A 24,735-nucleotide genomic window follows, 5' to 3' on the forward strand; every position below is an offset into this window, starting at 1 on the left:
TCCCGCCCCTCCCCGATCCGACCCGACCCGACCTGACCCGACCCCCGAACGAACGAGGGCCTTTCATGACGACGACCGGCACCTGGCACAGCTACCACCTCTTCCTGCACTCGACCACGGAGGACACCGACGCCTTCCTCACCGAGGAGGCGGCCGGGCTGCTGGACGGACTGGTCGCGTCGGGGCAGGCCGCGAAGTGGTTCTTCATCCGGTACGGGGAAGGAGGACCGCACCTGCGGATCCGGGTCGCGGGGCTGAGCCCCTCGGTCGCCGCGGAGCTGCCGTCCACGCTGGCCCGGGCCGCCAAGGCGGTGCCGTCCGTGGGCGGCCCGTGGCCCTCGCACCACGGTGAGGTCCGCGTGGTGGAGTACGTCCCCGAGACGCGCCGCTACGGCGGGCCGCGGGCGCTGCCCACGGCCGAGGACGTCTTCGTGGTCTCCTCCCGGGTGGCCGTGGCGGCGCTGCGCGCGCTCCGGCGGCAGCCGGCCGGCGGGTCGGGCCGGCTCGTCCTCGCGGCCGACCTGGCACACGCCACGGCGTACGCCCTGGGCATGGACCGGGTCACGGCGGCGAAGTGGCTGCGGGGCCACGCGGCGGGGTGGCGCTGGGTCACCGAGGTGCCCCTGCTCCCGGCCGCGGCCGTGCACATGCGGGTCAACGCCGTCTACGCCGCTCAGCGTTCCGCGCTGAACCGCAGGGCGGCGTCCCTGTGGGAAGGACTGGCGGAGGGTGGGGCCGGGGTCGGGGTCGGAGAAGCGTGGCTGGTGGAGTGGGCGGACCGGGTCCGCGCGGCGGACGCGACGCTGCGAGCCCGAACGGAGTCCGCGTCCGCCGACGTGGACGCGGCGCTGCGGTGGGTGTGGGCGTCGCAGCTGCACATGCTCCTCAACCGGCTCGGCGTCTCCCCGGACGAGGAGCGCGCGGTGTGCCGGCTCGCCGCCCGCACGCTGCTGGACACGGACGAGCCGGTGTCGTACTTCCCGCAGGGGCACCGCGCGCCCGACTGGCAGTACCTGGAGAGGAGCCAGATCCGGATCGGCCGCAACGAGGACTCCGCCCTGCGCCAGGCTCCCTCCGACGCGGCAGCCCGGACCGACGGCCCCGAGACGCCGCTGCCCGCGGACCCGCTGCCCGAGGTGTCGTTGTCCGCGGCGCTGGCGGCACGGTCGTCCGCGCGCGGCGAGATCGGCGGGCCGCTGGACGCCGGCACGCTCGGCGCGTTGCTGTGGAACTCGCTGGCGGAGAGCAGCCGGACCCGGAGGCGGTTCGCGGACGGCTCGGACCGGATCTACACCCACCGCCCCTACCCGAGCGCGGGCGCCCTCCACACCGCACGGGTGCGGCTGCTCGTCCTCGACGTGGCGGGGCTCCCGGCGGCGACGTACGACTGCGTGCCGGAGAGCCGGACGCTGCGCCGGGTGGGTCCGGCGCCCGAGAAGGCCGAGGTCGAGGCGCTGTCGACCTACTTCTCCCGTCCCGAGGAGGACCCGGACCGGATCGGTGTCGACGGCGCCCCGGTCGTCGCCGGGCTGTACGTGGAGCTGGGCCTGCTGCGCCGGCGCTACGGCCTGCGAGCGCTGCGCCTCGGGCTGCTGGAGACGGGTCACCTGGCGCAGACACTGCTGCTGACCGCCGCGGCCCTGGGGCTCGCGGGCACGCCGCTCGGCGGCTTCCACGACGACCTGGCGCACGAACTGCTGGGCCTGGACGACATGGACCAGCCGCTCCAGTACCTGCTGCCACTCGGGCGCCGCACGGACGGCTGAGGGCACGGCGCCCGGTGGCCGGCGGACGCCGTCACTGGTCGAGCAGTGCGCCCGGCCGTCACCGGTAGAGCAGCGCGTCCGCGACGGCCAGGGCAGGCGGACGGGCCGAGGGCCGTGTGGCCGTCGTCGAGGTCCCGGTGCGCGTTCTGCGGGAGCCGGTCGCGCAGGCGGTCGGTGCCCTGGGCTCAGTGCCGGTCGCCAGCCGGACACCGTTCGCCGGGGGGACATCCCTTTCACCGCCGGGTGAGGAACGGCAGAGACGTTGAGCGTCACCCTGGTGCAGCCCTACCTGGCGCGGAAAAACGAAATCGACGTGACGTCTTGGTCCCCGGTAGCTGCTGCGGTACGTACAGCGGGATGCTCGGCAAGGACGTCCGGGCAGGCAGCCACCCGTTCGTACCTCGCGTCCGAGTGCAACTAGACCGCCGTGCAATCCTCGAAGGCGAGGATCTCTTCGGCGGGCAGGCCCGACAGACGATTGGCGACAGCGACATCGAGCGGCTTGTCACTGTCCTTCGCGGTGTCGATCACGCTCCAAAACGCTTCGGTGCCCCCGAAGCGCTTCGGTGTCCATGGCGGGCAATGTGCCAGGGCGCTACGACAGCCATCTCTGCACGGGCGCCCCGGCGGATTTTCTCGCCGCCCCCAGCACCACGCGGCGCGGTACGTCGCCTCTGTGAGCGGGCGGGCGAGGTTGGTGTCTACAGACTGAGCGTGATCGCGGCGGCGACTCCGCCCAGGCCGAGGGCGAAGGCTGCCGGTTTCCAGCCGCCGCTGCCCCAGCGGAAGTAGCGGTCGACAGCCAGCCGGCCCGGCCCGATGGCAGCGACGGCCAGCGCGACGACAGCGATGCACACGCTGTATTCGACGCCGCCGTCTGTCTGCCACAGTCCGTGGGCGCCGGTGACGGTGACCATCGCATTGATCATGACACCGATCAGGGCGGCAGCCGCGAGCGGCGTCAGCAGGCCGAGGGCGAGACCGAGGCCGCCGAGCAGCTCGGACAGCCCGCCGATCACGGCGAAGAGCTTCCCCGGGCGGTAGCCGAGGGCGGCGAACCCCTCGCCGGTCGCCGTCAGGCCGTCACCGCCGAAGAACCCGAACAGTTTTTGCGAGCCATGAGCGGCCATCAGCAGACCGAACGTGAGCCTGAGGAGCAGCAGGCCCGCGTCGGCGGCGGTCACCCTCTGGGCGATGGTGGGATGCGCTACCGGTTCCGTAGAAGTAGAAGAGGCAGGACGGTTCAGGATGCGCTTGGTCAACATGGCAATGCTCCGGTTGGAACGCCAGAACGGGCGTTTCCCCCAGCTCGGCCGGATGCCGAGCAACCGGTGACGAGTGAGCCCCGCGCAGCGTCGTGGAGCGTGTCCCCCACACGATCCTTGCGCCGGGTGCGGCACCGTGCATCTGGGCGGCGGCCCTCGAGGGCAGGCGGCCGGCGTCGGGTCAGCGCTCTGGAGCCATACGCTCATCATGATCAGGGGCGTTCGGGCACAGCCGCACACAGCATTCCCCGGGCTCGGGAGCCAGGACGGCCTGTACGCCGCTGACCTCGAGGCCGCTCAGGTAGCCGGAGAGGAAAGCCTGGTTCATGCCGCACACGAGATCCGGGGCCTTGGCGGCCAGCGGGTGGAAGGGGCAGTTGCGCAGCCGGAGCTGGGTGGGGGTTTCCCGGACAGGTTCGTAGCCGTACTCGTCCAGCAGGCGTTCGCAGGCGGTCAGTCCGCGCTCGGGGCCCAGTCGGCCCGGTCGGGTCTCCTCCCGCGCCCTCTCGCCCATCTCGCGCCCGCGCTGTTCGGCGGTCCGCACAGCTGCCTGCGCGGCGTTCTCGTCGGTGCCTTCGGTCAGGACGGCGTCCAGGAGAACGTCTGCCAGGAATTCGTGGCGCCGGTCGGGGATGTTCACGGTGATCTGGGCGTCGGTGGGTTCGTACACCTTGGGCTGTCTGCCGACCTTGCGGATCCCTCCAGGTGTCTCGTAGCGCGCGCGGAGCAGGCCGGCATCGACGAGCTTGTCGAGATGGAACGCAGCGAGCTTGCGGGATATGCCGACACTCGCGGCGGCCTCGTCGCGAGTGACCGCGCGGCCGGCACGCCGGATGAAAAGGAACATGCGCCGACGCGAGTCCTCACTCAGGACGCTCACAGAGCCGATGGCGCGGTCGGCCGCGTCGGCCCGAGAGGTCAGATCAGCAGCCACACGTTCAGATTAACTCCCATCAGCGTGGGTGCAAAAGTTCTTTCGGCCCATTTATCTGGTCCGATCAACGTCTTTCTTAATAGAACCAAGATTTGTTAGTGAAACTAGCGAGACGCGTGTTCGTCGCCAGCGAAGACGGCCGTGGGCCACGGCTGCTGCTGCCAGGATGTGCTCATGAGCTGGAAGCATGGCTGGATTTTCATCGTGCGACTCTGGCCCTGAAGTGTTCGGGCCTCAATAATGATCAATTACGGCTTGCTGCGGCATCACCCTCGTCGATGACGCTGCTCGGTCTCGTCCAGCACATGGCTGAGGTGGAGCGCAACTGGTTCCAGCGTGCGTTCGCAGGTCAGAAGGTGTCGCCGGTCTTCGGAGAGAACAACGTCGACGGCTTTGCCCTTCAGCCGGGACGAGGGCTCGACGAAGCGATGGCCGCGTGGCAAGCCGAGGTCGCTCGAGGCCGTGAGCTGATCGCTGAAGCATCACTCGACGACTCAGGCAGCCTGTCCGAGCAGGAAGCGGGTCACGTCGGTGATCAGGGAGTCTCCCTGCGTTGGATCATGGTGCACCTGATCGAGGAATACGCACGTCACAACGGTCATGCCGACCTCATCCGCGAGCAGATCGACGGCACTACCGGCGCATGAGACGTGCTTGCGCGGTCGGACGGACCGCGCAAGTGCCCGGCTCCCGGTCCCAGCCAGCGGCGGCCTGCTCGGCCAGCCGCTGAAGGACTTTGGAGGCGAGGGCGACGCTGTTCTTCTCCCCGCGTTTCTTCTCCCCGCGTTCGGCCAGGACCTGGAACAACAGCTCAGCGCCCCGCAGTCTCGACGTAGGCCTCGATGCCCCGCAGCGGGCCCGCTGACAACGGCCATCGTCCGCTCGGCGTCGACAGTCTGGTCCTTGCCGAGGCCGGGCAGGGGGCGCTCGGCCCAGTAGTACCCACCCGGCACCCAAGGCCAACGACGGCACGGACGAGGATCCGGCCACTGCCTCGCCGCAGCGGCTGAGCCGATCACCTATTTCCAGTTGAGTACCAACACTCAGGCGGCTGCCCTGCATCGCTCGTAGCGTCCAGCCCATGCACATAGACCACGCTGCCCCTGAACCGGTGCGCCGCCGGGCGGGTATCACCGCGGTGGCCTCCTGCCTGCCGGAACTCGAAGTGACCTCCGCGCAGATGCAGGAGCGGATCACCGCAGCCTCCGGCCTGTCGCTGCCGGCGCGGATGCTCGAACGGATCACCGGCATCACCTCGCGCCGCGCTGTGGCCGAGGGCGAGTACGCCTCGACGCTCGCGGTACGGGCGGGGCGCGCGGCGCTGGAGCGGGCCGGGCTTGCGCCGTACGACGTGGACCTGCTCGTGTTCGCCTCCGCCACCCGCGACGTGGTGGAACCGGCGACCGCGCACATCGTCCAGGCCGAACTCGGCTCCCGGGCACACGCGCTGGACGTGACGAACGCCTGCAACAGCTTCGTCAACGGCATCGACACGGCCCGCGCGATGATCCTCGCCGGCCGTGCCCGCCGCGCCCTGGTCGTCACCGGGGAGACGCCGAGCCGCGCGGTCCGGCACGCCCCGTCCGGTCCCGACCAGCTCCGCGACGGGTTCGCGGGTTACACCTTCGGCGACGCCGGGGCCGCAGTCGTTCTTGAGTCGGTGGAGCGGGGCGGCATCCTCGACGTGGACACCGAGACGCACTCCGAGCACTGGTCGGTCGGCGGCATCTTCGGCGGCGGCTCGCGCCACCCCCGCGGGGACGAGCACACGTACTTCCACGGTGACGGCAACGAGCTGCGCGAGGTGTTCGAGAAGGTCGGCACATCGGTGCTCGACCGGATGCGGCAGCGCACCGGACTGGCCTGGGACGACTTCCGGCACATCCTGGTGCACCAGGTCACCGTGCCGTATCTGGAGCGGTTCGTCGAACTCACCGGCATCCCCCGGGACCGGCTCGTCGTCACCGTCCCCGAGCTCGGGAACATGGCCAGCGCCACCCTCGGCGTCCAGCTCGACCGCGTCCACGAGCGGCTGCGCCCCGGCGACCGGGTCCTGTTCGTCGGCCTGGGGGGCGGCGTCAGCATCATGACGATGGTCTGGGAGAAGGCATGAGCGCGCTGTGGGTGGTGGTGCCCGCGCACCAGGAGGCCACACGCATCGGCGCCACGCTGGACGCGCTCGCGGCCCAGCGCGACCTCGACTTCACTCTCGTCGTCGTGGACAACGCCTCCAGCGACGGCACCGCCGAGATCGCCTACGAGTTCGCCCGCTGGGCGCCCTTCCCTGTCCACGTCCTCCGGGAGCCGGAGAAGGGCGTGGGCTGCGCCGTCGACACCGGCTTCCGGTACGCGATCGAGCACGGTGCGACGTGGCTGGCCCGCACCGACGCCGACTGCCTGCCACACCCCGGCTGGACGGCCGGCGCCCGCGATGCCCTGCGGCATGGCGCGGGCCTGGTGTGCGGGCGCATCGACGCACGCCGCGACGAGCACGGACCGCTCGGGCGGGCCGCCTTCCGCGCGCTGGTCCGCGTCGCCGCCCTCTTCGGCCGTGTCCGGCCGGCCCACCACCGGCGCCACGGCTACCTCGCCCCTTACCGGATGCACGCCGGGAACAACATGGCCGTCACCGCCGCGCTGTACCAAACCGTCGGCGGGATGCCACGCCGCCCGTCGCCCACCGACCGGCTCTTCCTGAACCGGGTGCGCCGCCGCACCACCGCCATCGTCCACGCCCGCCACATGGTCGTGGAGAACTCCACCCGCCGGCTGCGCGCCTACGGCCTCGTCGGCACCGCCCGCTGGTACCTCGACAAGGGTCCGGGCCGTCACGGGGAGGACCCTCGCTGATGCTCGACACCCTCGCCCACGCCCTGCGGCGCCATCCCGACCGGCCCGCCGTGCTCGGCACCACCCGATCCGGCGCCGAACGCACCAGGGCCACATACGGGGACCTGGCCGACCTCGCCGACCGCTACACCACCGCCCTGCACGCGCGGGGCGTCGCCCGCGGCGGCACCGTCGGCGTCGCCGTCCGGCCCGGGCCCCGGGCCCTCCCGGTGATGCTCGCCGTACACGGGCTCGGAGCGCGCGCCGCGGTGCTGGACCCCGGCGCCGGGCCGGACGTGCTGCGCGCTCGGCTCGCCCTGGCCCGCCCCGACCTGGTCCTCGCGGACGCCACCGCCCAGGCCGTCGCCGGATGGGCCCGGCCGCTGGCCCGCGCGGCCCGCCTGGCGCTGCCGGACCTTGCGATGCTGGGACCGGTGGCCACGGTCGGGCCCCGGATGCCCGGCTGCGCCCCCGCCCTGGACGCCGACGTCCGGTCCGTGGTCCTGCCCCGTCCGGTGGATGGTGACGGCGACGCGGTCATCGTGTTCACCTCGGGCACCACGTCACGGCCCCGCGCGGTGGTGCACACCCGCTCCTCGCTCGCCGCCGGCATGGCGACGGTGGCCGACCTGGTCCGGCCTGAGGCCGGGCGGCCCGTCCTCGGCGGCACCTTCTTCGTCCTCGTCCCCTCCCTCGCGAGCGGAGCGCCGGTCGCGCTGCCCGCCCGCTCCACGCGCGTCCTGGCCCGCCAACTGCGCCGACTGGCCCCGCAGTGCACCTACCTGACGCCGCCGCAGCTGCGCCGGCTGCTGGCCGAGGGCGGCCGGTTCACCGGGCGCGTGTGGACCGGGTCGGCCCCGGCGAGCAGCGAGTTGCTGACCCGCGTGAAGCGGGCCGGCGCCGACGAGGCGTGGGGCGTGTACGCGCTGACCGAGCTGTTTCCCGCCGCGGCCGTCGAGCAGGCCGACAAGGCCGCCTTCACCGGCGACGGGGACCTGGTCGGCGCCCCCCTGCCAGGAGTGACGGCGAAGACCGACTCCGACGGGGAGCTGCTGCTGTCCGGCCCCGCCGCCCGGGACCGTTACCTGGGCGAGGACCCGGATCCGTGGGTCGCCACCGGTGACCGGGCACGCCTCGACGGCGGGCGGATCGTCCTGGAGGGCCGCCGCAAGGACATGATCCTGCGGCGCGCGGAGAACATCTACCCGGGGCTGTACGAGCCGGCGCTGCACGTACCAGGCGTCGAACTCGCCCTGCTCGTCGGCGTACCGGACGACGACGGCGACGAACGTCTCGTCGCCGTCGTCCAGCCGGCCGCCAAGGCGGACCGCGCCGCGTTGCGCTCGGCCCTGGCCGAACCCCTGGAGCGCATGGGCGCCGCCCGCCCGGACGCGGTGCTGCTGGCCGACATCCCGCTGTCGGGCCGCTCCCGGAAGCCCGACCGCGCCGCCACCGCCCGCCTCGCCGCCCGCCGCCTCGCCGAACGGAGCCGACGATGACCGCCTCCGACGCCGCCCGCGCCCTGTGGGTCGTCGTGCCCGCCTACAACGAGGAGACCGGGATCGGCGCCACCCTCACCGCGCTCGCCGCCCAGACCGACACCCGTTTCACCCTCGCCGTCGTCGACAACGCCTCCACCGACACGACCGCCGCCGTCGTACGCCGCTTCTCCGCCGACGCGCCCTTCCCCGTTCACCTCGTACACGAGAAGGAGCGGGGCACCGGTGCCGCCGCCGACACCGGATTCCGGTACGCCATCGCGCACGGCGCCGAGCTGCTCGTCCGTACGGACGCCGACTGCCTGCCCGCCGCCGACTGGGTCACCGAGGCACGAAGAGAGTTCGCCCGCGGTACGGAAATGGCCTGCGGCCGCAGCCTGCCGCGCCGCGACGAGTCGCCCTCACCGGCCGAGCGCCACCTCCTCCCGGCGGTCGTCAGGGCGACCGCGCTGTACGGGCGCTACCGCACGGAGCACCGGCACCCGCGCTACCGAGCGCCCTACGTGCTGTGCCACGGCCACAACCTCGCCATCACGGCCGCGCTCTACCTGCGCTGCGGGGGTACGCCCCGTACCCCGCTGGAGGGACCGCCCGAGGACGTCGTCCTCCTCAACCGGGCGCGTGAGCACAGCGACCGGATCGCCCGCGCCGAGCGGATGGTGGTGCACACCAGCCTGCGCCGCCTGCGTGCCTGGGGCGCCCGCCGCACCCTGCTGTGGTGCTGGGACCGCCGCTACCGACCCGCCGACCCGAGGCAGGTGCACGTCCGTTGACCGGCCGACCGTCCTCCGCCATGGCCCGCGCCCGGCGCCGCGACCGGCGCGTGTACACCCGCTCCCACCCCCTGCTGTTCGCCCTCCTCGCCGCGACCCGCCGCCACGCGGTCGCCCGCGTCGGCGGCGCGGTGCTGGTGCACGGCACCGAGCCGTACCGGCAGGCCCTCACCCATATCCCGCTGGACCGCACCGCCACCGGCACCACCGGCGGCGCCGCCCGGGAACTGTCCGCGGGCGGCACCCTGTTCGACCAGGAGGGCACCGGACACCGCGCCACCCGGCGCGCCGTCGCCGACAATCTCGGCGCGGCCGGGGTGGAACGGCTGCGCCCGGTCTGGCAGGACGTCCTCGACCGCCGCTTGGACCCGCTCGGCGCGGGCGCCGACGTGGATCTCGTACCGCTGGCCCGTGAACTGGCCGGTGCCACCGTCCGCGCGCTGCTGAACGCGACCGGCGACCCAGAGGGCATCGCCGCAGCGTCCGCCGCGGCAGCGGCCGCCGCCGTACGCGACCACCTGCCCGGCCCCCGACGGCCGGGCACGGCACGCGCGGCCGCCGCCGCGACCGCGCGGCTGGAGGCGCTGCTCGCCCCGGCGTCCGGCGAGGCGACCGAGCCGGCGCTGCGGGCCATGCTCGCGGTCGCCGCCGTCAACACCACCGTTGCCGCCCTTCCGCGCGCCGCCGCCTGGTGCGCCGACGCACAGTTGTGGGAGCAGGCGGCCGACGACCGCCTGCGGCCGGCCCTGGTGAGCGAACTGCTGCGGGTGATCGCCCCCTCTCCGCTGCTGCCGCGTGTGGCGGCCTCCGACGCCGACCTGAGCGGCTGTCCGGTACGGGCCGGGGACCGCCTGATTCTGATCGCACGCCACGCCGCGCGGGCCCACAACGACCCACCGGATGCACGCCACCCGGCTCCGCCCGCCACAGCCCAGCTCGTCTTCGGCGCCGGCACCCACGCCTGCCCCGGCGCACGCCTGGCCCGCGCACAGCTCGACGACACCCTCGCCGCACTGGCCCCCTACCGGCCTGCCGTCGTACGCGCCCTCGTCGACCGCGGCGCGGCCCTGCCCGGCTGGCGTTGCCTCACCGTCCGAGCAGCACACCGTCCCGAGCCCACGGAGAACCGATGACCACCATCGCCGTCACCGGCGCGAGCGGCTTCTGCGGCGCGCACGTCGCCGCCACGGCCGCCGCTCGCGGCGCCGACGTCCTGTGCGTCGGCCGGCGCCCCGGCCCGGTCGGCCGGCACGTCCCCTGGGACGCCGCGCGGGAGGTGCCAGACCTGTCCGGCGCCGACCTCGTGGTGCACTGCGCAGCGGCTGTGGGCGACCCGGTGCCCGGCTCCCCGGCCGAGGCGGCGATGCGTGCCGTCAACGTCGACGGCACTTCACGGCTGCTTCAGGCGGCCGGCGACCGGCCAGTGGTGTGGGTGAGCAGCGCGAGTGTCTACGCGCCTGGCCCCGGGCGCTCCCGGATCACCGAGGACCATCCGGTGCGCGGGCACCTGAACGCGTACGGCCGCACCAAGGCCGCCGGCGAGGCGCTGGCGCTCGCCGCGGGCGCCGTGGTGCTGCGGCCGCGGGCGGTCTACGGCGCCGGGGACCCGCACCTGGTGCCCCGGCTGCTGTCCCGCGTCCGCCGCGGACTGCTCATGCTGCCGGGGCCGAGCGTCCGCCTGAGCCTGACAGCCGTTGAAAACCTCGCCGACGCCTGCCTCCTGGCCGCCGACTGGCCACCGGGCGCGTACAACATCGCCGACCCGACACCGTACGACCGGGATGAAGCGCTCTGCACCGTGCTGAGCGCGCACGGCGTGCGGGCCCGCATCGGCCATATCCCGCTGCTGGTGGCCCGCGCGGCGGCAGGCACAGCCGAGACGCTGACCCGGCTGCGCCCCCGCACGGAGCCGCCACTCACCCGTTACGCCGTCGACCAACTCGCGCACTCCGTCGTCCTGGACGTGTCAAAGGCCGAATCCCAAGGGTGGAAGGCTGGTCGCGGCCTACTGGACTACGCAGCAGCAGTACTGGCCAGGTAATCACCCGCGGGGGCGCGCTTGGTGATGCTCGAGGTGCCCAGCGCGTAGCGACGGGATCCACGTGTTTTTGTGGACGCGTCGAGATGGCCGTGTGTGCGCGGCAGGACCGGCCGACCGCGAGGCCGAGTGGCGAGAGCGAGGGGGTGGCCTGGTCGCGATGACTGGCAGGAGGCCAGGTCCGTCGCGGACCAGGGCCCGCAACGAAGTTCACTACCCGGAAATGCTAAGCCGGTCTGACAACTGATCTTGCGGCTGGAACGGGTAGGGGACATCCTGTTCGGGCGGTCGCCTCGCAGGGTCTCGCCGCCGCATGCCCTGCTTTCCGAGCGCCCGGAGGAGTCCGTTGGAAGCCGAACCCACTGGATCGCAAGGAACGCTTCTTTGGTCTGCGCAGCTCGGTCGCCTGCGGGCGAAGCTCTGCCAAGTCGGCGACCAGCGAGTGCTCACCATCGGCGGCCGGCGGATCGAGTTGAAGTCCGGCGTCGTGGTGCGGCACCGCAGCGGCCTGCTGGGACAGCGGCTCACCATCGAGCAGCCCGGCGAGGCGCCCTTCACCCACCGCTACCGGCTGCCGTGGACTTCCCAGCTCGCCCCGCTGTGGGAGGCGACCTACGACCGCTGGTCCGCCAAGGCCGACGACCCCGGGCTCGAGCTGACCGAGCTGCTGGGTGGAACCGATGACTGGCAGGATGCCCCGGCCGATAATTGATCTTGTGGCGGGGCGAGGAGAGCTGACGGATACGGCTTCGGAGCGGATAACGCCGCTACTGCGGGGCACGGACGGCCCCGCACCCGCCTCGACCGGGTTCTGGTCGATAAGGCGTACTCGTCGAGGGCGATCCGCGCCTGGTGCAGGCGACATGGCATCACCGTCACGATTCCGGGGCGTAATCGATCGGCACTTCTCAACCCGCAGGAACTCGCTCCCAGGAGGGCTCTACCTTTGAGTACGGTCCGCGCGCTCCTGAAGGGCAGCGCCGCCCCTCCCGACACGGTCGACGACCGAGTCCGTGCGCGCCTCAAGGTGCTGTCCGACGCGCATCTCACCCGCACAGGACGGCTCATGCCGGATCTGGCTGCAGACAGGGGTAAGTGCCTAGGGGTCCCCGACTACGGGGCGCGCCAGGTCTGCGACGGCAAGAAGGTGCCCAGCGTCGAATGCCTCTGCACGGTCTGGTGGAGTACTTCGAGGTCGAGGGAGGATGCATTGCGCATCCTCACCCCGTATTTCGACACAGGCGTTTACCACAAGGCCTACGCGGAGGCGGCGACGGCATACAAGGACGAAACCAAGGCTCGCACGATCGCCGGCGCTGCCACCATCCTCGACGCGATCGCCGCGTACCGCAACGGAAGGCCCGCCCACACCAGCGCACAGCCCGCACAAATCGGCCCTGAGGTCATCAACCACATCACCGCTATCTCAGTCGGTCTCCATCGTCCTCGCTCACTCGACAGCTTCCGCCGGCGGGTGACCAACACAGAAAATTCCGACACATATGCCTGACAGCGTCGCCGTACGCCGACCCACCGCACTGGTCATAGGTGCCAGCGCTGCCGGACTCTTAGCTGCCGCAGCGCTCAGCGAGTTCGCCGACGTCGTGATCATCGAACGCGACCGTCTGCCCAAGGGGCCCGAGCCTCGCCGAGGGGTGCCCCAAGCCAGGCACGCCCACGTGGTGTGGAGCGGAGGCGTTCTCGCCTTCAACGCTCTTCTGCCCGGCCTCACTGACGACATCGTCGCCCGCGGTGGGCGCATGGCTCACATCATGGCCGACATGGTCTCCCGTGCGCCGAACGAGGTGTGGTTCCGCCGCTTCCTGGCGACCCATCACCGCAACTTGGTCTGCTCCCGTGATCTCCTGGACGCCGTCATACGAGACCGCGTACTCGCCGACCCGCAGATCACTCTCCGCGAAAACACCACAGCCCTGTCACTCGAAGGTGATGCCGCCCGGGTCACAGGCCTCCACGTCGCGACTGCCGATGGAGCATTCACGCTCAGTGCCGACCTGGTCGTCGACGCCTCAGGGCGTGGTTCCCGCGCTGCTCAGTGGCTTATCGACCTCGGCCTCCCGAAAGTCACCGAACGGGAGGTCAACACCGGCGTCACTTACGCCACGCGCCTCTACAAAGCCCCGGCCGGCGCCGGCAGCAGCTTTCCACTTGTCAACGTGCAGGCGAACCCCGCCAATCCGCCTGGCCGAGGGGGAATCATCTTGCCCATCGAAAACAACCAATGGCTCGTCACTCTGGGGGGCACCCGTGGTGGCGAACCCACCGCCGACCCGGATTCTTTCGCGTCCTTCGCCCTGGGCTTCGGCGACCCCCTCATCGGCGAGCTGATCCAAGACGCTGAGCCCATCAGCGACGTCCTGACCACCCGTAGTACCGCCAATCACCGCCGATACTTCGAGAAAATGAAGCGCTGGCCGGATGGCTTCACCGTCCTGGGTGATGCCGTTGCCGCATACAACCCTGTCTACGGACACGGCTTGACCGTAGCCGCCCAGAGTGCCGTTGCCGTGCGGAACGTTCTGCACTCCGACCACATCCGTGATCCTGGCACAGCACGCCGTCTTCAGCGTGCGGTCGCTCGACCTGTCGCTGCGGCCTGGGACCTGGCCGTCGGACAAGACGCCTTCTATCCAGGCGCTAGCGTTACCCCACCCACCGCAGCAGAAAAGTTCCTCGCGCGCTTCGTCGACCGGGCTGTAGACACCGGGGCCCGGAACCCGCGCGCCATGGGTGCTCTGCTGGACGTAATGAGCATGGAGAAGCCAGCGACCCGCCTGTTCTCACTGGACATGCTTATCCCCATGTTCTTCGGCCCCAAGCGGCAGCACCTACAGGGGCCACCTCTGACAGATGCAGAGCGAAAGGCCATCACTTCCTAGATCACGCGGCGAAACGGTGCCTCGGCGTGGCTGGTCATACGACGAGCCCAAACACGCGGCGACAGTCTGGACGGCGTGACTGCGCCGTTCACCCCGCTGCCGGCGGTCATGGAGAACTTGTCGTACATCATCCGGCCGAAGCCGTGCTCAGCGTGACGCGGGTGCTGACTTGCACCGTCACCGAGCACGGTCGCGACGCCCTGACAGTGCTCGGCCAGGGCCGAGCGCCGCCACGCTTATCCATCCTCAGCAGTGCCGTGCCTGGCACAGGACCTGCCATCGCAACCACGAGTTGGGAGCCGCGTCCACGTCAGTCGACGCCTCCACCGCCCAGATGGACACGCGAAGTGCTACGCATCCCTGTCGATCTGACAGCGGCACTGACTGCCCTCTTCGGCGCCCATACGGCCCCGCGCTCAAGAGGCCCCAGTTCAAACCAGATCCGGTGACGCTCGAGAAGCGCGAGGTGAGCACCTTCTCCTTTTACGTACTCGCGGGGAATGCAGGCGTGGCTCGGGGTTGTAGCGGGCCTGTCGAGGCTAAGGGCTACCCGTCGTGCTCTCCGACTGGTCGGCATGCAGGAGATCCGGCAGAAGTCCACTGCAGCTACGAGATTCAGGGGCAGAGCTCCGCCCTCATTAGGCCAGCCACCGACCCCGTGGCTCTTCCAGTGGAGGCCGTGGATGGGCCCGAGCCCGCGAACCGTCAAGCAACTGCCTGGCACAGCGCTGGTCTGCTCGCGCTGGGCTGTGGGTGTTGGACGGCGTTGTCATCGGCGGTCTGCTGTGCGACCTCGTTCAGCACATGACTCAACTATCAGCAGGACGCGCTGAACAGCAGCGGCAGCAGATCAACCTGCCGGAGGCTCGGCGCGCGGAACGGCTGGCGCTGCTGGTGTGGGTCGCCGAGCGACTCATCCGCATCCAGTTCCCCCGTCCGTGCATGACACGGCACGTGCTACTTCCTCGATCTCAACCGGACGGTCTGGGAAGGCTTGCCCGACGACGAGGGCATACGGGACTACCTGGAGGAGAACCGGTTGGCGTTCCTCGACACGGCCCGAGCGGTCATGGGGCAGCTACCAAGCTCCGAAGATCCTTTACGCGACAACCCTCAGTGAACGTCTTTCATCCTGTGCTGGAGGGGGAAATGGGCTGGTCAGCGGGTGTGGTGACGAGACAGGGCCCCTCGTCGTCGGCGTAGTAGTTCCACTCATCACACCGGCGCCTGGAGGAGCCCACTGCAGCCGATTTTGTGCGCGCAGAGAACAATCGGGCGGCGCTACCGGACAAGCATCGCTTGTACGGACCCGTAACGTCTACACGCAAGGGGCCTGCCTGCAACTACGGCCCCGCGTGCTGTATCAAGGGAGTGAGTTGTGAGTTCTCAGGTGAAGGCATTCGGGTTCGGCATGCCGTGGGAGTCGTTGTACGGGTACAGCCAGGCCACTCAGGTCGGTGACACGGTTTACGTGTCGGGGCAGCTGTCTCATGACCGTCACGGCAACTTCGTGGGTGCCGGCGACTTCGAACTGCAGGTCCGCACCGCGCTGGAGAATCTGGACTTGGTGCTGAGGCAGTTCGGGGCCGAGCGCAGCCAGATAGTGGAGACCACAGTTCTGGTGAGGAACCTGCGGGAGAACTTCGACACGACAGCACGCCTTCACGCCGAGTATTTCGGGGAGCACCGGCCCACCAGCACGGTCATGGGAGTCTCCGACTTGGCCCTACCGGACCAACTCGTGGAGATCGGCGCGCTCGTGCGTCTCGACGTGAAGCCATAGGTGAGGAGGCCGGCCTGGTTCCTTCGGCCCCTTTCATCCTGGATAGTTGCAGGTCAGCAGCGTGTGGACAGCTTGAACGATGGTGCTGATGCGGCGGGTTGAGCATCGGGCTCGCCGGAGCAGCCGCCAGGCTCTCAGCCGGGCGTGGTCGCGGTTGAACTGCTGGTAGTGCTCGGGCTGTTCGCGGTGGCGGTAGTACGGGGTTCGAAAGGTGGCGCCGGCACCCTGGTAGGCGCGGTCCGCGAGGACGAGGATCTGCCGGGTCAGGCAGGCCTGGACGATGCCATGGGCCCGGGCCGAGGTCAGGTCGTGGGTGCGACCGGGCGTGGCGCGGGAGAACCACAGCGGAGTGCCGTCAGGGCGGGCGATGACCTGCGCGTTCATGCCGTGCCTGCGGTGCTTCATCGAGTAGTACGGCGCGTCCGCACGGATCCGGTCGATGGGGATCAGAGTGCCGTCAACGATGACGTGGTCGCCCTCACCTAGGCCGGTAAGGGCTTCATGGAGGCCGGGCGCCCAGCCGGCCAGGACGTCCAGCGTCTCGTTCTTCCGCAGATGGACCAGTGTGAGCAGCGCCTGCTGGAAGCAGCCGAGCTTGCGCCAGCGGGTGTTGCGGGCCCGGCGGTGCTCGCGCAGCAGCCAGGCGACATGCTCGACGAGCTCGTGCGGGACGTCGAGCATGGCAGGATACGGAACCAACAGGGCCCCTTCGGTCGCCGGTGTGCTGAGTGGAATCACCACGCCAACGACGAGGGGCCCCTGCCTCGTCACCACACCCGCTGACCAGCCCATTTCACCCTTCAGCACAGGATGAAAGAGGATCAGTCTCCTGAGAATCCGAAGATTCCCAGGTGAGTCGGTTTGTCACCGGAGTAGAGGACGACGTAGTAACCGGTCCACCGCATCTGACACTCGCCGAACAGGCCTTTCTCGTGCTCCTCGTGGCTCGCAGCCTCACCGGCAGCAGCAGCGAGTTCCTCATACTGCTTGACCGACGGGCGGTCTGTGCCGAAATGGTGCATCACTCGGTGGATAGCCAGAGGACGCAGGGTGCCGTAGTCGGCGATATCGGAGCATGTCGGCGGTTCATCCGTGGCAACAACCCTGTCGATGTCGAGGATCGTTTGGGTGCCCTCATTTCCCATGAACTCCTCGTCCTCGTAGAGGTCCTCCAGGCTCCGGTATCGGCCGTCATCGCCATACTCCTCCTGGAACACCCTGGCCTGCAATGACGCCAAAGCCGCCTCGACATCGCCCTCGTACCTGACGACGTAGTCCCATTCGCAGGCACCCACCGAGCCACCCCTCCATGAAGATCGTGAACGGGCGAACGATAGCGGCGGGGACTGACAACACACATGGCCTCTTGCTCGGCGTTCCGGATTGAGACCTCCAGGCGGTCGACCGCATCACGGAGATCGCCGCCTGGACATGCCCTAGCCGCCTCACCGGGCAGGACCCGACCAGCCCGGCGATGCGGCTGCACCCCTTGTCAGCGGCGGGTGCTCCGGGTCGGAGGCACTGTGATCTACAGGTGCGGGTAAGTGCAGACGTATCCCGCCTTCCAGTCGGCCGGCGACTGCGGATGCCACTCGCACTGACCACAACGCCCTGTGTCCCGGCCGCGTCCCGTCGCCGCTCAGCGTCCCGGCAACGTCTCCTGCAGCCAGTCGAAGACGACCTCGCAGTGCTCCTGCGGTGCCATCGGGGAGCAATGCAGCTGCGCGCCGGTGGCGGCGCTGAGCTTCACGTAGTCCTTGGGGGACGTCAGCTTGTCGAAGAACTCGCGCGGCTGCCCGGGATAGAACTGCTCGTCGTCGTAGTCCAGGACGAGGGTGGGCGTCTTGATGCGCTCCACGATGTTCGTGATGTCGAGCGACTCGACCAGCTTGGCCGGGGTGTAGAAGTCCGTGAACATCTTTCCCTGGCGGGCGGCGAGCATCGCCTGCACGGAGAACGGTTCGAACCGCTTCTTCAGCGTGGCGGCCTCGGCCGGAGACAGCTCGGGGACGACCTCCTTGTTCCAGATGTTGTTCGTCTCCTCCTTGTCCGGGGTGAGGACCTCCCGGATCTCCGCGGGGAAACCCAGCCAGGGCTTCAGCACTCCCGGCATCGCCGCCGTAGCGGCGATCCTGGTCTCGTAGGCCGCGGCCCGGGGCGCCAGCTCACCTCCCATGCTCAGTCCGGTCAGGGCGATACGGTCGGTGTCCACGTCGGAACGGGCGGCCAGCCAGTCGACGAGGGGAGTCACCACCGTCTCCCAGCGCGGCGTGAAGACCACCCGGTCCAGGAAGAGCAGCTGGCCCTGGCCCGGTCCGTCGTACACGAGGGCGTTCCAGCCGCGCTCCAGGGCGGCCGACACGCCGTAGGTCCACATGTCGACGTTCTGCCCGTCGCTGCCATTGGTGAGGATCACGGTGGGGCGTCGCCCGGCGGAGTCGTCCGGCCGGAAGAACCAGACCGGAAGCGGCGTGCTCCCGTACGGTACGTTCGCCGTCACCGGGGCCGGGTCGGACAGCTTGCAGAACGTGTCCCAGGCGCGCCGCGTGGACTTGTACAGCTGCTCCTCGTTGCCGGGGTCGTCGGAGCCGAGGACGAAGAACAGCGCCTGGCTGTAGTACTGCGAGGCACGCAGCGCACGAAAGCGTGTGGTCGCGGCGCCGGGCTTGTCACCCTCGGGCGCCTTCGACAGCCGGTCGGCCAGCTTCCCGAAGGTTTCCACATACGTCTGTGCGGAGGGCCCGGCCTTGTTGATCGCGTTCACCGCGGTGAGTACTTCGCCGACCTCAGCGGCACCCTGGCCCGACCCGCCGAGGGCGAGCAGCGCGTTGAAGTTGAGCCCCGGGTCCTTGAAGAGGGTCATCGCTCCGGGCGTGGCACCGCCCGCGGAGCCGGTGGCCGACCCTGTGGGACTCCCGGTGGTCCCTTGCGCGGAGGTATGGCCCAGAGACGTACAGCCGGCCGCCAGCACGGACCCGGCGCCGACGACGAGGCCAGTCAGTGCCGTCCGCCGGGTGGGGTCGGCGACGTGCTTCGGTAGAGGCGTCATATCAGCCGACCGTAGGGTCGGTGCCCCTCGCGTCCCATTGCCCCACACCGGCGTTTCCCCCGAACAGCCGCCTGCCCGGCCGGACGCCCGGACGGCTCTGATCAGAGCCGTCCGCAAGCGTGTACGGCAAGTCAGCCGGCCAGCACGCGCAGAGGTGCCAGTGCCCGCCCGCCGAACGGCTGACGGGCAGGTCGAGCCTGTACAGCACCAGTACGGCCGCGTCGATGACAGCCCCGTACAGCCCCCGGGCCGAGGACCTGGCGTGACGCCCAGCAGCCCTACCGCGCTCACACCGTCTCGTTCGCACCCGCCGTCGACGCCGCCATCGCCCCCTACGACTGGTGGCGCGCCGGCGCGGCATGCCGAGCCCGCTATGACGAGGCCGTCCCCCGGCCCTGCTCGCGCAGACCCGGCCGGGCGGGAAGCTCCTGCTCACCGGGAACGGCGACGGCACAGCCGAGGGACAGTTGCTTCCGGCACAGTGTCCCGCATGTCCGCGCGCACTCACGCCGCGCCGCGCTACGGCAACCCCGCCCCCTGGGCCGCGGACCTCCGCATGCCGGGCGGGCCGCCCGGCACAGCCCCGAAAGGACCACGGCCACCACTGATAAGGCACGCTTCCAGCAACACCAGGGCGTGATCCTCCGCTTCGCCAGCGCTCTCGCGGTGCACTTCACTGCCCGTCAGGCAGGGCGCGAAGCACTGGTCAATTTCATTCATTTTGGCCTAGAGTCGCACGGCTTCTTGATCAGAATCAGGCTTCCGTTGCCGCCCTGCGAATACTGGAAGGTGAGCGAGGGAGTTCTGATGCTTGCGAACCCGGTCTTGGGGTCTGTGGGACCCGGTCCGGCACCGCCTCCGGCGAGGAGACGGTTCAGCTTGGTTCCCGGCTTGGTGAACACCTCGCTCTGTGCAGAACCTTGCTGTGCGACGTCGAACCGGAAGTTCAGCGCCGCGGTTCCTTTGTCGCCTTCGTGCCACAAGATTGCGGCAACTTCTCCGGTGGCGCCGAACCCAGTCGCCTTGTTCAGCGAGTAGTACGGATTATCCCTGGCTGGCACCCGCACCGTCTGCTCGCCCACTCCTGCTTCGTCAATGCGGCGATCGTGAGTGATATTCGGGACGAACTGGACCGGAATGTCTCCGGATCGAAGGCTTTCGGCGTACGGCCGGTTATCGGTGTAAAGGGCCAGGAGGTAGATGTGGAACGCGCCTGGAATGTCCAGACCGGCCGCGGCAGCGTCAGCCGGTTCCCTCACCAGGATGCCCACGTCCTGTACCAACGTAGTTCGCCGTGACGGCGCGCCGTCGATGCTGAGATTTTCATCGCAGATGTTGACGATCGCCACCACACCGTCGTTTTCGCCCCCTACTCCGAGAGCCGAGGCGGGTACGGGGCTGTATCCCTCCGGAAGGAGCGGAATTAGTTTTTCCTTGTTGACGCTAATGGCGTTGGAGACCTCGGTCGCGAATGAAAACTGGTAGTTGTGAAGTACCTGGACACCTGGCCTGGTAGTGGGTCTGGTTGATGTCCCATCGGCATTGGGCCGACAGGTACTCGACCCGTTCTCAGTGCCGCCGGCTGCCACTGACGAAGGTGCGGCCACCAGCAGCGCCGCCCCGCCCAGCACCACGGCGCCAAGCCGGAGCAGCCCCTGCCGGGGCACACTGCGGCGTCGGCTCCAACCGGTCCGCTTGATCGCTGCCAAGGTGGTCAGCAGCACGAGCAGCCCTGCTGCCACGCTGGGTCTCGATCCTCGCCCACTTCTCGTCCGAAACGGATGCATGTGCCACCTCAGGGTGTCGGCGTGCGGTGCCGCTCTCGTCCCCGGCCCGCACTACATGGAGCGACTGTCGTGATCCATTAGGTGACTGACGATGATGTGCTGCAACCGCTCAGTGACCGGGTTGCTGCAGACGACCGACCGCCGGGCTGGGCCACCCGGTGACGGCGGCTGACGCAACCGGCCGCCGTCAATCCGGGCTTCAGTACGCCATCACCGTTGCCGACCAACCCGCCAGCGCCCTCACGGCCACTCGTCCTGAGACCTGCTCAGCGACGGCTTCGAGGAGGGCAATCTAACCAATCACTTCGACCAGACCGCAGCACCCTGGATGCCCACTGCTTCGGGCCCGTCGCTTCCTGTTCCTGGGGGCGCAGGAGCCAGAAGGCGAGGTGAGCAGGAGTGCGGTCTATCGGGGCGGTTGCACCCCGCAGGAGGGGGTCTCCCAAGGTGGTGGCTGGGTTGTCCGGGGATTCCAGGACGGTGATGTCGTTGGTGGTCGCTGGGTGGTGGCGAGGTCTTCCGGGTGGGAGTGACGGCAAAGTCGCAGGTCACAGAGCTGTGATGGCAGGTCGCGGCGCCGTTGCCACGCGTTCGGCCAACGGACGCCCGCGTTTGGCCAACGGACGCCCGCGTTTGGCAGTTGAGAGCTACACACTTCCACAGCACGTGCGGCTGGGCGCTGCGTTGTGCGCGACGCCTGGGCAGACGCGGGTGGGCCGACTCAGCACCTTGTTCGTGGAGCTTGCACGGTCGGCTATCCGGTGCGGTGGCGCTGGGCCGCATCGTCCCTTGACCATGGCGAACCCGAACTGCAGGGGGATGGCGATGGCGGTCACGGTCCAGCCGCGGGTCAGGCCGGCGTCGGCCGTGGTGTCGTAGTAGAGGATCGTCCGTACTCCGTCACTCAGTCGCCGCGCGGTTCGAACAGCCCCTGGAAGCAGTGGAAACCCGGAACAGCACGGAGGGGACCCGTCGCTCCCGAGGACGGCAGGGCCAGCGGATGTTCTCCTCGTGCGCGCATGTCCTGGCCGCCGGATACTCGATGGGGGCTGTGTGCCTCCAATCCGCAGTCCGGGTGCTGAGGGCATCGACCTTCCCGGGCCCTGACCGACGAGGAGACTGCGTCATGCGCTCCCGAAGGAATCCGCTGACCCCTCTCGCGGCGGTGACGGCCGGCCTGCTGGCCGGGGCGGTGGGAACGGTGTGCCTGGACGCCGTCCATTACCTGAAGTACCGTCGCGCAGGGGGGAAGGACAGCCCGCTCTCCTGGGAATTCGCGCCGGTCGAGAACTGGGGGAACGCCCCTGAACCGGGGCAGGTGGCGAAGCGGGTGGTCGAGGGCTTCACCCAGCGTCGGCTTCCTGACAGTTCCGCCTGGCTCACGAGCACCGTCGCTCACTGGGCCTACGGATCAGCGGCGGGCGCGGCCTACGGCATCGTGGCCGGATCACTGCCCAGACCCTCCCCCGTGTATGGCGTGCCTTTCGGTGCCGCGGTGTTCGCCGGTGACTACGTCACCTTGCCGATCGCAGGGCTCTACAAGCCGATCTGGCAGTACGACGCCAAGGTCGTGGCCTGGGATTTCGGCGCGCACGTCGCCTACGGCACCGGTACCGCGATCACCTTCTGGCTGCTCAGCCGGCTCGGCATCGGCGCCGTCGGCCAGAGACCGTGAGCCGCTTGCCAGCCACGGCCGGTTCCCATGCGTGGCACTGCCTCCTGCCGATGGGTGTGCGGGTTGTTTCTGGACTGCCGCCCGAGCATCCTGAGCCCACGATCACGCCGGCCGGCGCGGAGATCCGGAAGTGCTCGGACAGGTCGGCTTGACGAGCGCCTGATCCGAATCCCCGCCCAAGCCCCCCTGGTCGTCGTCGCCCCCCCTCTCCGACGACCGGCCCCGGCGTGACCGGGCCACCGTCTACCGGATTCCCGGGCGCGGCCCGCGTCCGGCCGTGCGAATCTCGTCATGTCGGCATTTCGTACGAGCGCAGGAAGTGTCAGCCATGGACATGAAACTCGAAGTCGTGGTGGTGCCGGTGTCCGACGTCGACCGGGCCAAGAGCTTTTACACGCGACTGGGCTGGAGGCAGGACGCGGACATCGCCCCGGACGAAACCTTCCGGGTGGTGCAGATGACGCCCCCGGGCTCGCCGGCGTCGGTCATCTTCGGCACCTCGGTCACCTCCCAGGCGCCGGGCTCCGCTCAGGGCCTCCACCTGATCGTGGACGACATCAACGCCGCCTACGATGAGCTGAAACGGCTCGGCGCCGACCCCAGCGAAGTGTTCCACGACGCCGGCGGCGTCTTCCACCACGCGGGGACAGAGGCCCGGGTGCCGGGGCCGGATCCGCAGCGCACGAGTTACGGCTCGTTCCTGTCCTTCAGCGATCCGGACGGCAACGGCTGGCTCCTGCAGGAGGTCACCACCCGGCTCCCGGGACGCCTCGATCCCGCGACCACGACGTTCGCCACGGCCGAGGACTTGGCGAGCGCGCTGCGCCGCGCCGCGGCCGCGCACGGCGAGCACGAGGAGCGCATCGGTGCGGAGGACCCGAACTGGCCGGACTGGTACGCCCAATACATGGTGCGTGAGCAGGCGGGGACCGAACTGCCGACGTGACCCCATCACCCCCCCGACCTGTTCACGGTCGAACCACGCGGGGTGACCACTCGCCTGTTCGGTGAGAACTCCGCGCGGGGAGTCCTCGACTACGTGGCTCAGGTCGGCGGCAACAAGGAGACCAGCGAGCCCGCCCTGCGCGCCCGGTGTATCCCGTGGCCCGCGGAGATAACCCTGAACGTTCGATGTCTCGCCTCTGATTCCGCGTGTGGTCGCACACGTGCGGGCCAGAACCCTGCTGGTGCGCGGTACTGGGAGCAGGTGCATTCTAAAGAGGTGAGCGTTCCGGTCAGTGTCAGTGTCAGTGTCAGTGTCAGTGAGCCTGCCGAGCAGCCCTCACGAGGCCCAGGCACGGGCCCTCGGCAGGGGCCGGATCTGCGAACCAGCGTCGGCGAAGCGAGCAGGGCACCTGCGAGATGCGTACCGAGGGCCGCCGACGGACAACGGTGATCTCGCACCAGGGAGTAGGTCATGCCATCCCTACACTTCCACGTGAACTCCTCGATGAGCCCGGAGGAGGTGATGGGCGTGCTGACTAACTTCAGCCCCTCCCGTGTCGAGGAGTGGCCCTCCATCGATGCCGAGCACTTCCAGGTCCACGAGCGGGGCGACACCTGGGCCGAGGTGACGGAGGGGAACGAAAAGTCATGGGAGCGCGCACGCTATGAATGGGATCCTTCGGCGAACCGGGTCACCGTCACCACTCGGGACTCGGTGCCCTTCGGCTCGGGAGGCTGGCAGTTCCAGATGACTCCCACGCATAACGGCACCCGGGTCGACGTCAGACTGGAACGGCACCCCACCTCGTTCAAGTCAAAGATGATGTCCTCGATCATTCCCTTCGCCGCTCCGGTATTCCGTAAGTCCTTCAAGGAACCCCTGCACCTCACGTAGAGGCCCGGCTCAAGGCGCAGTCCCTCTCGTAGGTTGCCACCCCCTCTACACCGATGGCTGGCCAGCGCCAAGCCGCCGACCGGTAATCGCCCCACGGGTCTAGCCACCCGTCGGCAGCGCGGCCGCCTCCTGGCGCAGTTCCCCGGCCGTGGTCCGGCTGACGCCCAGGTCCGCCTCAATATCCGTCAGACAGACGACATGACTCGGTCCCTCAGCCACCAGGGCGTCAACGTCCGCTTCGCAAAGACATCCTCGATGACTTGGCTGACCGTCGACAATCCGCAAGCCCGCCCGCTGCCACGTGATTCCGCGCGACCTCCAGAAAGACCCGGTCCCGGCATGTGCGGCAGCGAGGACCGCCACGCCTGGAACAAAGTCTCTGCTGTCGTTCTGTTGGGGTTGCGCCGCGCTCCCGAGACCCGTCGCCAGGCTGCAGCCGCTCACGATGCCTGCCTGGCCTACTTCGGCCCGGACCACCGCTGCACCGTCGAAGCCCGGACGCGGCTTGAGCAGATCGACGGCATTCGGCCGTCAGCGCAGCGCCCCTGCTCGGGGCGATTCGCAGGCGCGCTGGCAGCGAGCTCATCCAACTCGCGC

Annotated in this window: 21 protein-coding genes and 1 pseudogene; 16 read left to right on the forward strand and 6 right to left on the reverse strand. The window is 69.6% G+C overall.

The genetic code is table 11. The annotated features are described in order from the left end of the window. Window positions 1–65 precede the first annotated feature (65 nt). Window positions 66–1,766: a thiopeptide-type bacteriocin biosynthesis protein gene (locus tag AMK31_RS07365; protein ID WP_073939587.1), complete on the forward strand. Its 1,701-nt coding sequence runs from the start codon at window positions 66–68 to the stop codon at window positions 1,764–1,766. A 701-nt stretch (window positions 1,767–2,467) separates the two neighbouring features. Here AMK31_RS07365 and AMK31_RS07370 read toward each other — a convergent pair. Together AMK31_RS07370 and AMK31_RS07375 are read right to left on the reverse strand one after the other, a co-directional pair. Further along, window positions 2,468–3,031 (reverse strand): DoxX family membrane protein, encoded by a 564-nt coding sequence (locus AMK31_RS07370; protein WP_073939588.1) that lies wholly within the window; start codon window positions 3,029–3,031, stop codon window positions 2,468–2,470. A gap of 181 nt (window positions 3,032–3,212) precedes the next feature. Continuing rightward, window positions 3,213–3,965: a helix-turn-helix transcriptional regulator gene (locus AMK31_RS07375; RefSeq protein ID WP_079186752.1), complete on the reverse strand. Its 753-nt coding sequence runs from the start codon at window positions 3,963–3,965 to the stop codon at window positions 3,213–3,215. Window positions 3,966–4,117: 152 nt separating this feature from the next. On the opposite strand from AMK31_RS07375, the gene AMK31_RS07380 reads away from it, so the two are divergent. The 12 genes and pseudogenes from AMK31_RS07380 to AMK31_RS07440 all read left to right on the forward strand — a co-directional run bounded on the left by AMK31_RS07380 (window position 4,118) and on the right by AMK31_RS07440 (window position 15,787). Then, the gene (locus AMK31_RS07380) at window positions 4,118–4,612 is read left to right on the forward strand and encodes a DinB family protein (RefSeq protein ID WP_107468561.1); all 495 of its coding nucleotides are present in this window, start codon (window positions 4,118–4,120) and stop codon (window positions 4,610–4,612) included. Window positions 4,613–5,046: 434 nt separating this feature from the next. After that, window positions 5,047–6,078: a 3-oxoacyl-ACP synthase III family protein gene (locus tag AMK31_RS07385; RefSeq protein WP_073939589.1), complete on the forward strand. Its 1,032-nt coding sequence runs from the start codon at window positions 5,047–5,049 to the stop codon at window positions 6,076–6,078. Then, a complete protein-coding gene (locus tag AMK31_RS07390; protein WP_073939590.1) occupies window positions 6,075–6,815 on the forward strand; it encodes a glycosyltransferase family A protein in 741 nt (246 codons plus the stop codon). Before AMK31_RS07385 ends, AMK31_RS07390 begins: the two co-directional genes overlap by 4 nt. Next, entirely contained in the window at window positions 6,815–8,293 is a 1,479-nt protein-coding gene (locus tag AMK31_RS07395) for a class I adenylate-forming enzyme family protein (RefSeq protein WP_073939591.1), read from the forward strand. Before AMK31_RS07390 ends, AMK31_RS07395 begins: the two co-directional genes overlap by 1 nt. Then, on the forward strand, window positions 8,290–9,066 hold the full coding sequence (locus tag AMK31_RS07400; RefSeq protein ID WP_073939592.1) for a glycosyltransferase: 777 nt from the start codon (window positions 8,290–8,292) through the stop codon (window positions 9,064–9,066). The genes AMK31_RS07395 and AMK31_RS07400 overlap by 4 nt, the downstream gene beginning before the upstream one ends. After that, entirely contained in the window at window positions 9,063–10,199 is a 1,137-nt protein-coding gene (locus tag AMK31_RS07405; RefSeq protein WP_241842565.1) for a cytochrome P450, read from the forward strand. Before AMK31_RS07400 ends, AMK31_RS07405 begins: the two co-directional genes overlap by 4 nt. Then, a complete protein-coding gene (locus AMK31_RS07410) occupies window positions 10,196–11,107 on the forward strand; it encodes an NAD-dependent epimerase/dehydratase family protein (RefSeq protein ID WP_073939594.1) in 912 nt (303 codons plus the stop codon). Before AMK31_RS07405 ends, AMK31_RS07410 begins: the two co-directional genes overlap by 4 nt. Window positions 11,108–11,546: 439 nt before the next feature. Next, complete coding sequence (locus tag AMK31_RS07415; RefSeq protein ID WP_073939595.1) at window positions 11,547–11,816, forward strand: hypothetical protein; 270 nt, start codon at window positions 11,547–11,549, stop codon at window positions 11,814–11,816. A 63-nt stretch (window positions 11,817–11,879) separates the two neighbouring features. Continuing rightward, window positions 11,880–11,996, forward strand: a pseudogene (locus AMK31_RS40935) (IS5/IS1182 family transposase); the annotation flags it as partial. Window positions 11,997–12,314: 318 nt separating this feature from the next. Continuing rightward, window positions 12,315–12,614 (forward strand): DUF6545 domain-containing protein, encoded by a 300-nt coding sequence (locus AMK31_RS40345; RefSeq protein WP_143204216.1) that lies wholly within the window; start codon window positions 12,315–12,317, stop codon window positions 12,612–12,614. After that, window positions 12,607–14,004, forward strand: a complete 1,398-nt coding sequence (locus tag AMK31_RS07430) for an NAD(P)/FAD-dependent oxidoreductase (protein WP_073939597.1) — start codon at window positions 12,607–12,609, stop codon at window positions 14,002–14,004. The genes AMK31_RS40345 and AMK31_RS07430 overlap by 8 nt, the downstream gene beginning before the upstream one ends. Before the next feature lie 1,378 nt (window positions 14,005–15,382). Next, the gene (locus tag AMK31_RS07440; protein WP_079186753.1) at window positions 15,383–15,787 is read left to right on the forward strand and encodes a RidA family protein; all 405 of its coding nucleotides are present in this window, start codon (window positions 15,383–15,385) and stop codon (window positions 15,785–15,787) included. 33 nt (window positions 15,788–15,820) lie between these two features. Here AMK31_RS07440 and AMK31_RS07445 read toward each other — a convergent pair whose 3' ends face one another. From AMK31_RS07445 to AMK31_RS40350, 4 genes are all read right to left on the reverse strand, one after another. Then, window positions 15,821–16,528, reverse strand: a complete 708-nt coding sequence (locus AMK31_RS07445; RefSeq protein WP_079186754.1) for a transposase family protein — start codon at window positions 16,526–16,528, stop codon at window positions 15,821–15,823. Between the two features lie 80 nt (window positions 16,529–16,608). Then, on the reverse strand, window positions 16,609–17,082 hold the full coding sequence (locus AMK31_RS07450) for a hypothetical protein (protein ID WP_073939599.1): 474 nt from the start codon (window positions 17,080–17,082) through the stop codon (window positions 16,609–16,611). 344 nt (window positions 17,083–17,426) lie between these two features. Continuing rightward, window positions 17,427–18,650: an alpha/beta hydrolase family protein gene (locus AMK31_RS07455; RefSeq protein WP_241842566.1), complete on the reverse strand. Its 1,224-nt coding sequence runs from the start codon at window positions 18,648–18,650 to the stop codon at window positions 17,427–17,429. Between the two features lie 902 nt (window positions 18,651–19,552). Beyond that, entirely contained in the window at window positions 19,553–20,578 is a 1,026-nt protein-coding gene (locus AMK31_RS40350; protein WP_143204217.1) for a hypothetical protein, read from the reverse strand. Window positions 20,579–21,749: 1,171 nt separating this feature from the next. On the opposite strand from AMK31_RS40350, the gene AMK31_RS07460 reads away from it, so the two are divergent. From AMK31_RS07460 to AMK31_RS07470, 3 genes are all read left to right on the forward strand, one after another. Further along, on the forward strand, window positions 21,750–22,298 hold the full coding sequence (locus AMK31_RS07460) for a hypothetical protein (protein WP_143204218.1): 549 nt from the start codon (window positions 21,750–21,752) through the stop codon (window positions 22,296–22,298). Between the two features lie 328 nt (window positions 22,299–22,626). Continuing rightward, window positions 22,627–23,244 (forward strand): VOC family protein, encoded by a 618-nt coding sequence (locus AMK31_RS07465; RefSeq protein WP_073939602.1) that lies wholly within the window; start codon window positions 22,627–22,629, stop codon window positions 23,242–23,244. Window positions 23,245–23,736: 492 nt separating this feature from the next. Then, complete coding sequence (locus AMK31_RS07470; RefSeq protein WP_385311799.1) at window positions 23,737–24,138, forward strand: hypothetical protein; 402 nt, start codon at window positions 23,737–23,739, stop codon at window positions 24,136–24,138. Window positions 24,139–24,735: the final 597 nt, after the last annotated feature.

This window comes from Streptomyces sp. TSRI0107, from assembly GCF_001905845.1.
Lineage (GTDB): Bacteria > Actinomycetota > Actinomycetes > Streptomycetales > Streptomycetaceae > Streptomyces.

Coding starts and splice junctions, on each gene's coding strand:
- AMK31_RS07395 (WP_073939591.1), top strand. CDS start 6,815: ATGCTCGACACCCTCGCCCACGCCCTGCGGCGCCATCCCGACCGGCCC.
- AMK31_RS07365 (WP_073939587.1), top strand. CDS start 66: ATGACGACGACCGGCACCTGGCACAGCTACCACCTCTTCCTGCACTCG.
- AMK31_RS07465 (WP_073939602.1), top strand. CDS start 22,627: ATGGACATGAAACTCGAAGTCGTGGTGGTGCCGGTGTCCGACGTCGAC.
- AMK31_RS07400 (WP_073939592.1), top strand. CDS start 8,290: ATGACCGCCTCCGACGCCGCCCGCGCCCTGTGGGTCGTCGTGCCCGCC.
- AMK31_RS07455 (WP_241842566.1), bottom strand. CDS start 18,650: ATGACCCTCTTCAAGGACCCGGGGCTCAACTTCAACGCGCTGCTCGCC.
- AMK31_RS07370 (WP_073939588.1), bottom strand. CDS start 3,031: ATGTTGACCAAGCGCATCCTGAACCGTCCTGCCTCTTCTACTTCTACG.
- AMK31_RS07410 (WP_073939594.1), top strand. CDS start 10,196: ATGACCACCATCGCCGTCACCGGCGCGAGCGGCTTCTGCGGCGCGCAC.
- AMK31_RS07385 (WP_073939589.1), top strand. CDS start 5,047: ATGCACATAGACCACGCTGCCCCTGAACCGGTGCGCCGCCGGGCGGGT.
- AMK31_RS07430 (WP_073939597.1), top strand. CDS start 12,607: ATGCCTGACAGCGTCGCCGTACGCCGACCCACCGCACTGGTCATAGGT.
- AMK31_RS07390 (WP_073939590.1), top strand. CDS start 6,075: ATGAGCGCGCTGTGGGTGGTGGTGCCCGCGCACCAGGAGGCCACACGC.
- AMK31_RS07460 (WP_143204218.1), top strand. CDS start 21,750: ATGCGCTCCCGAAGGAATCCGCTGACCCCTCTCGCGGCGGTGACGGCC.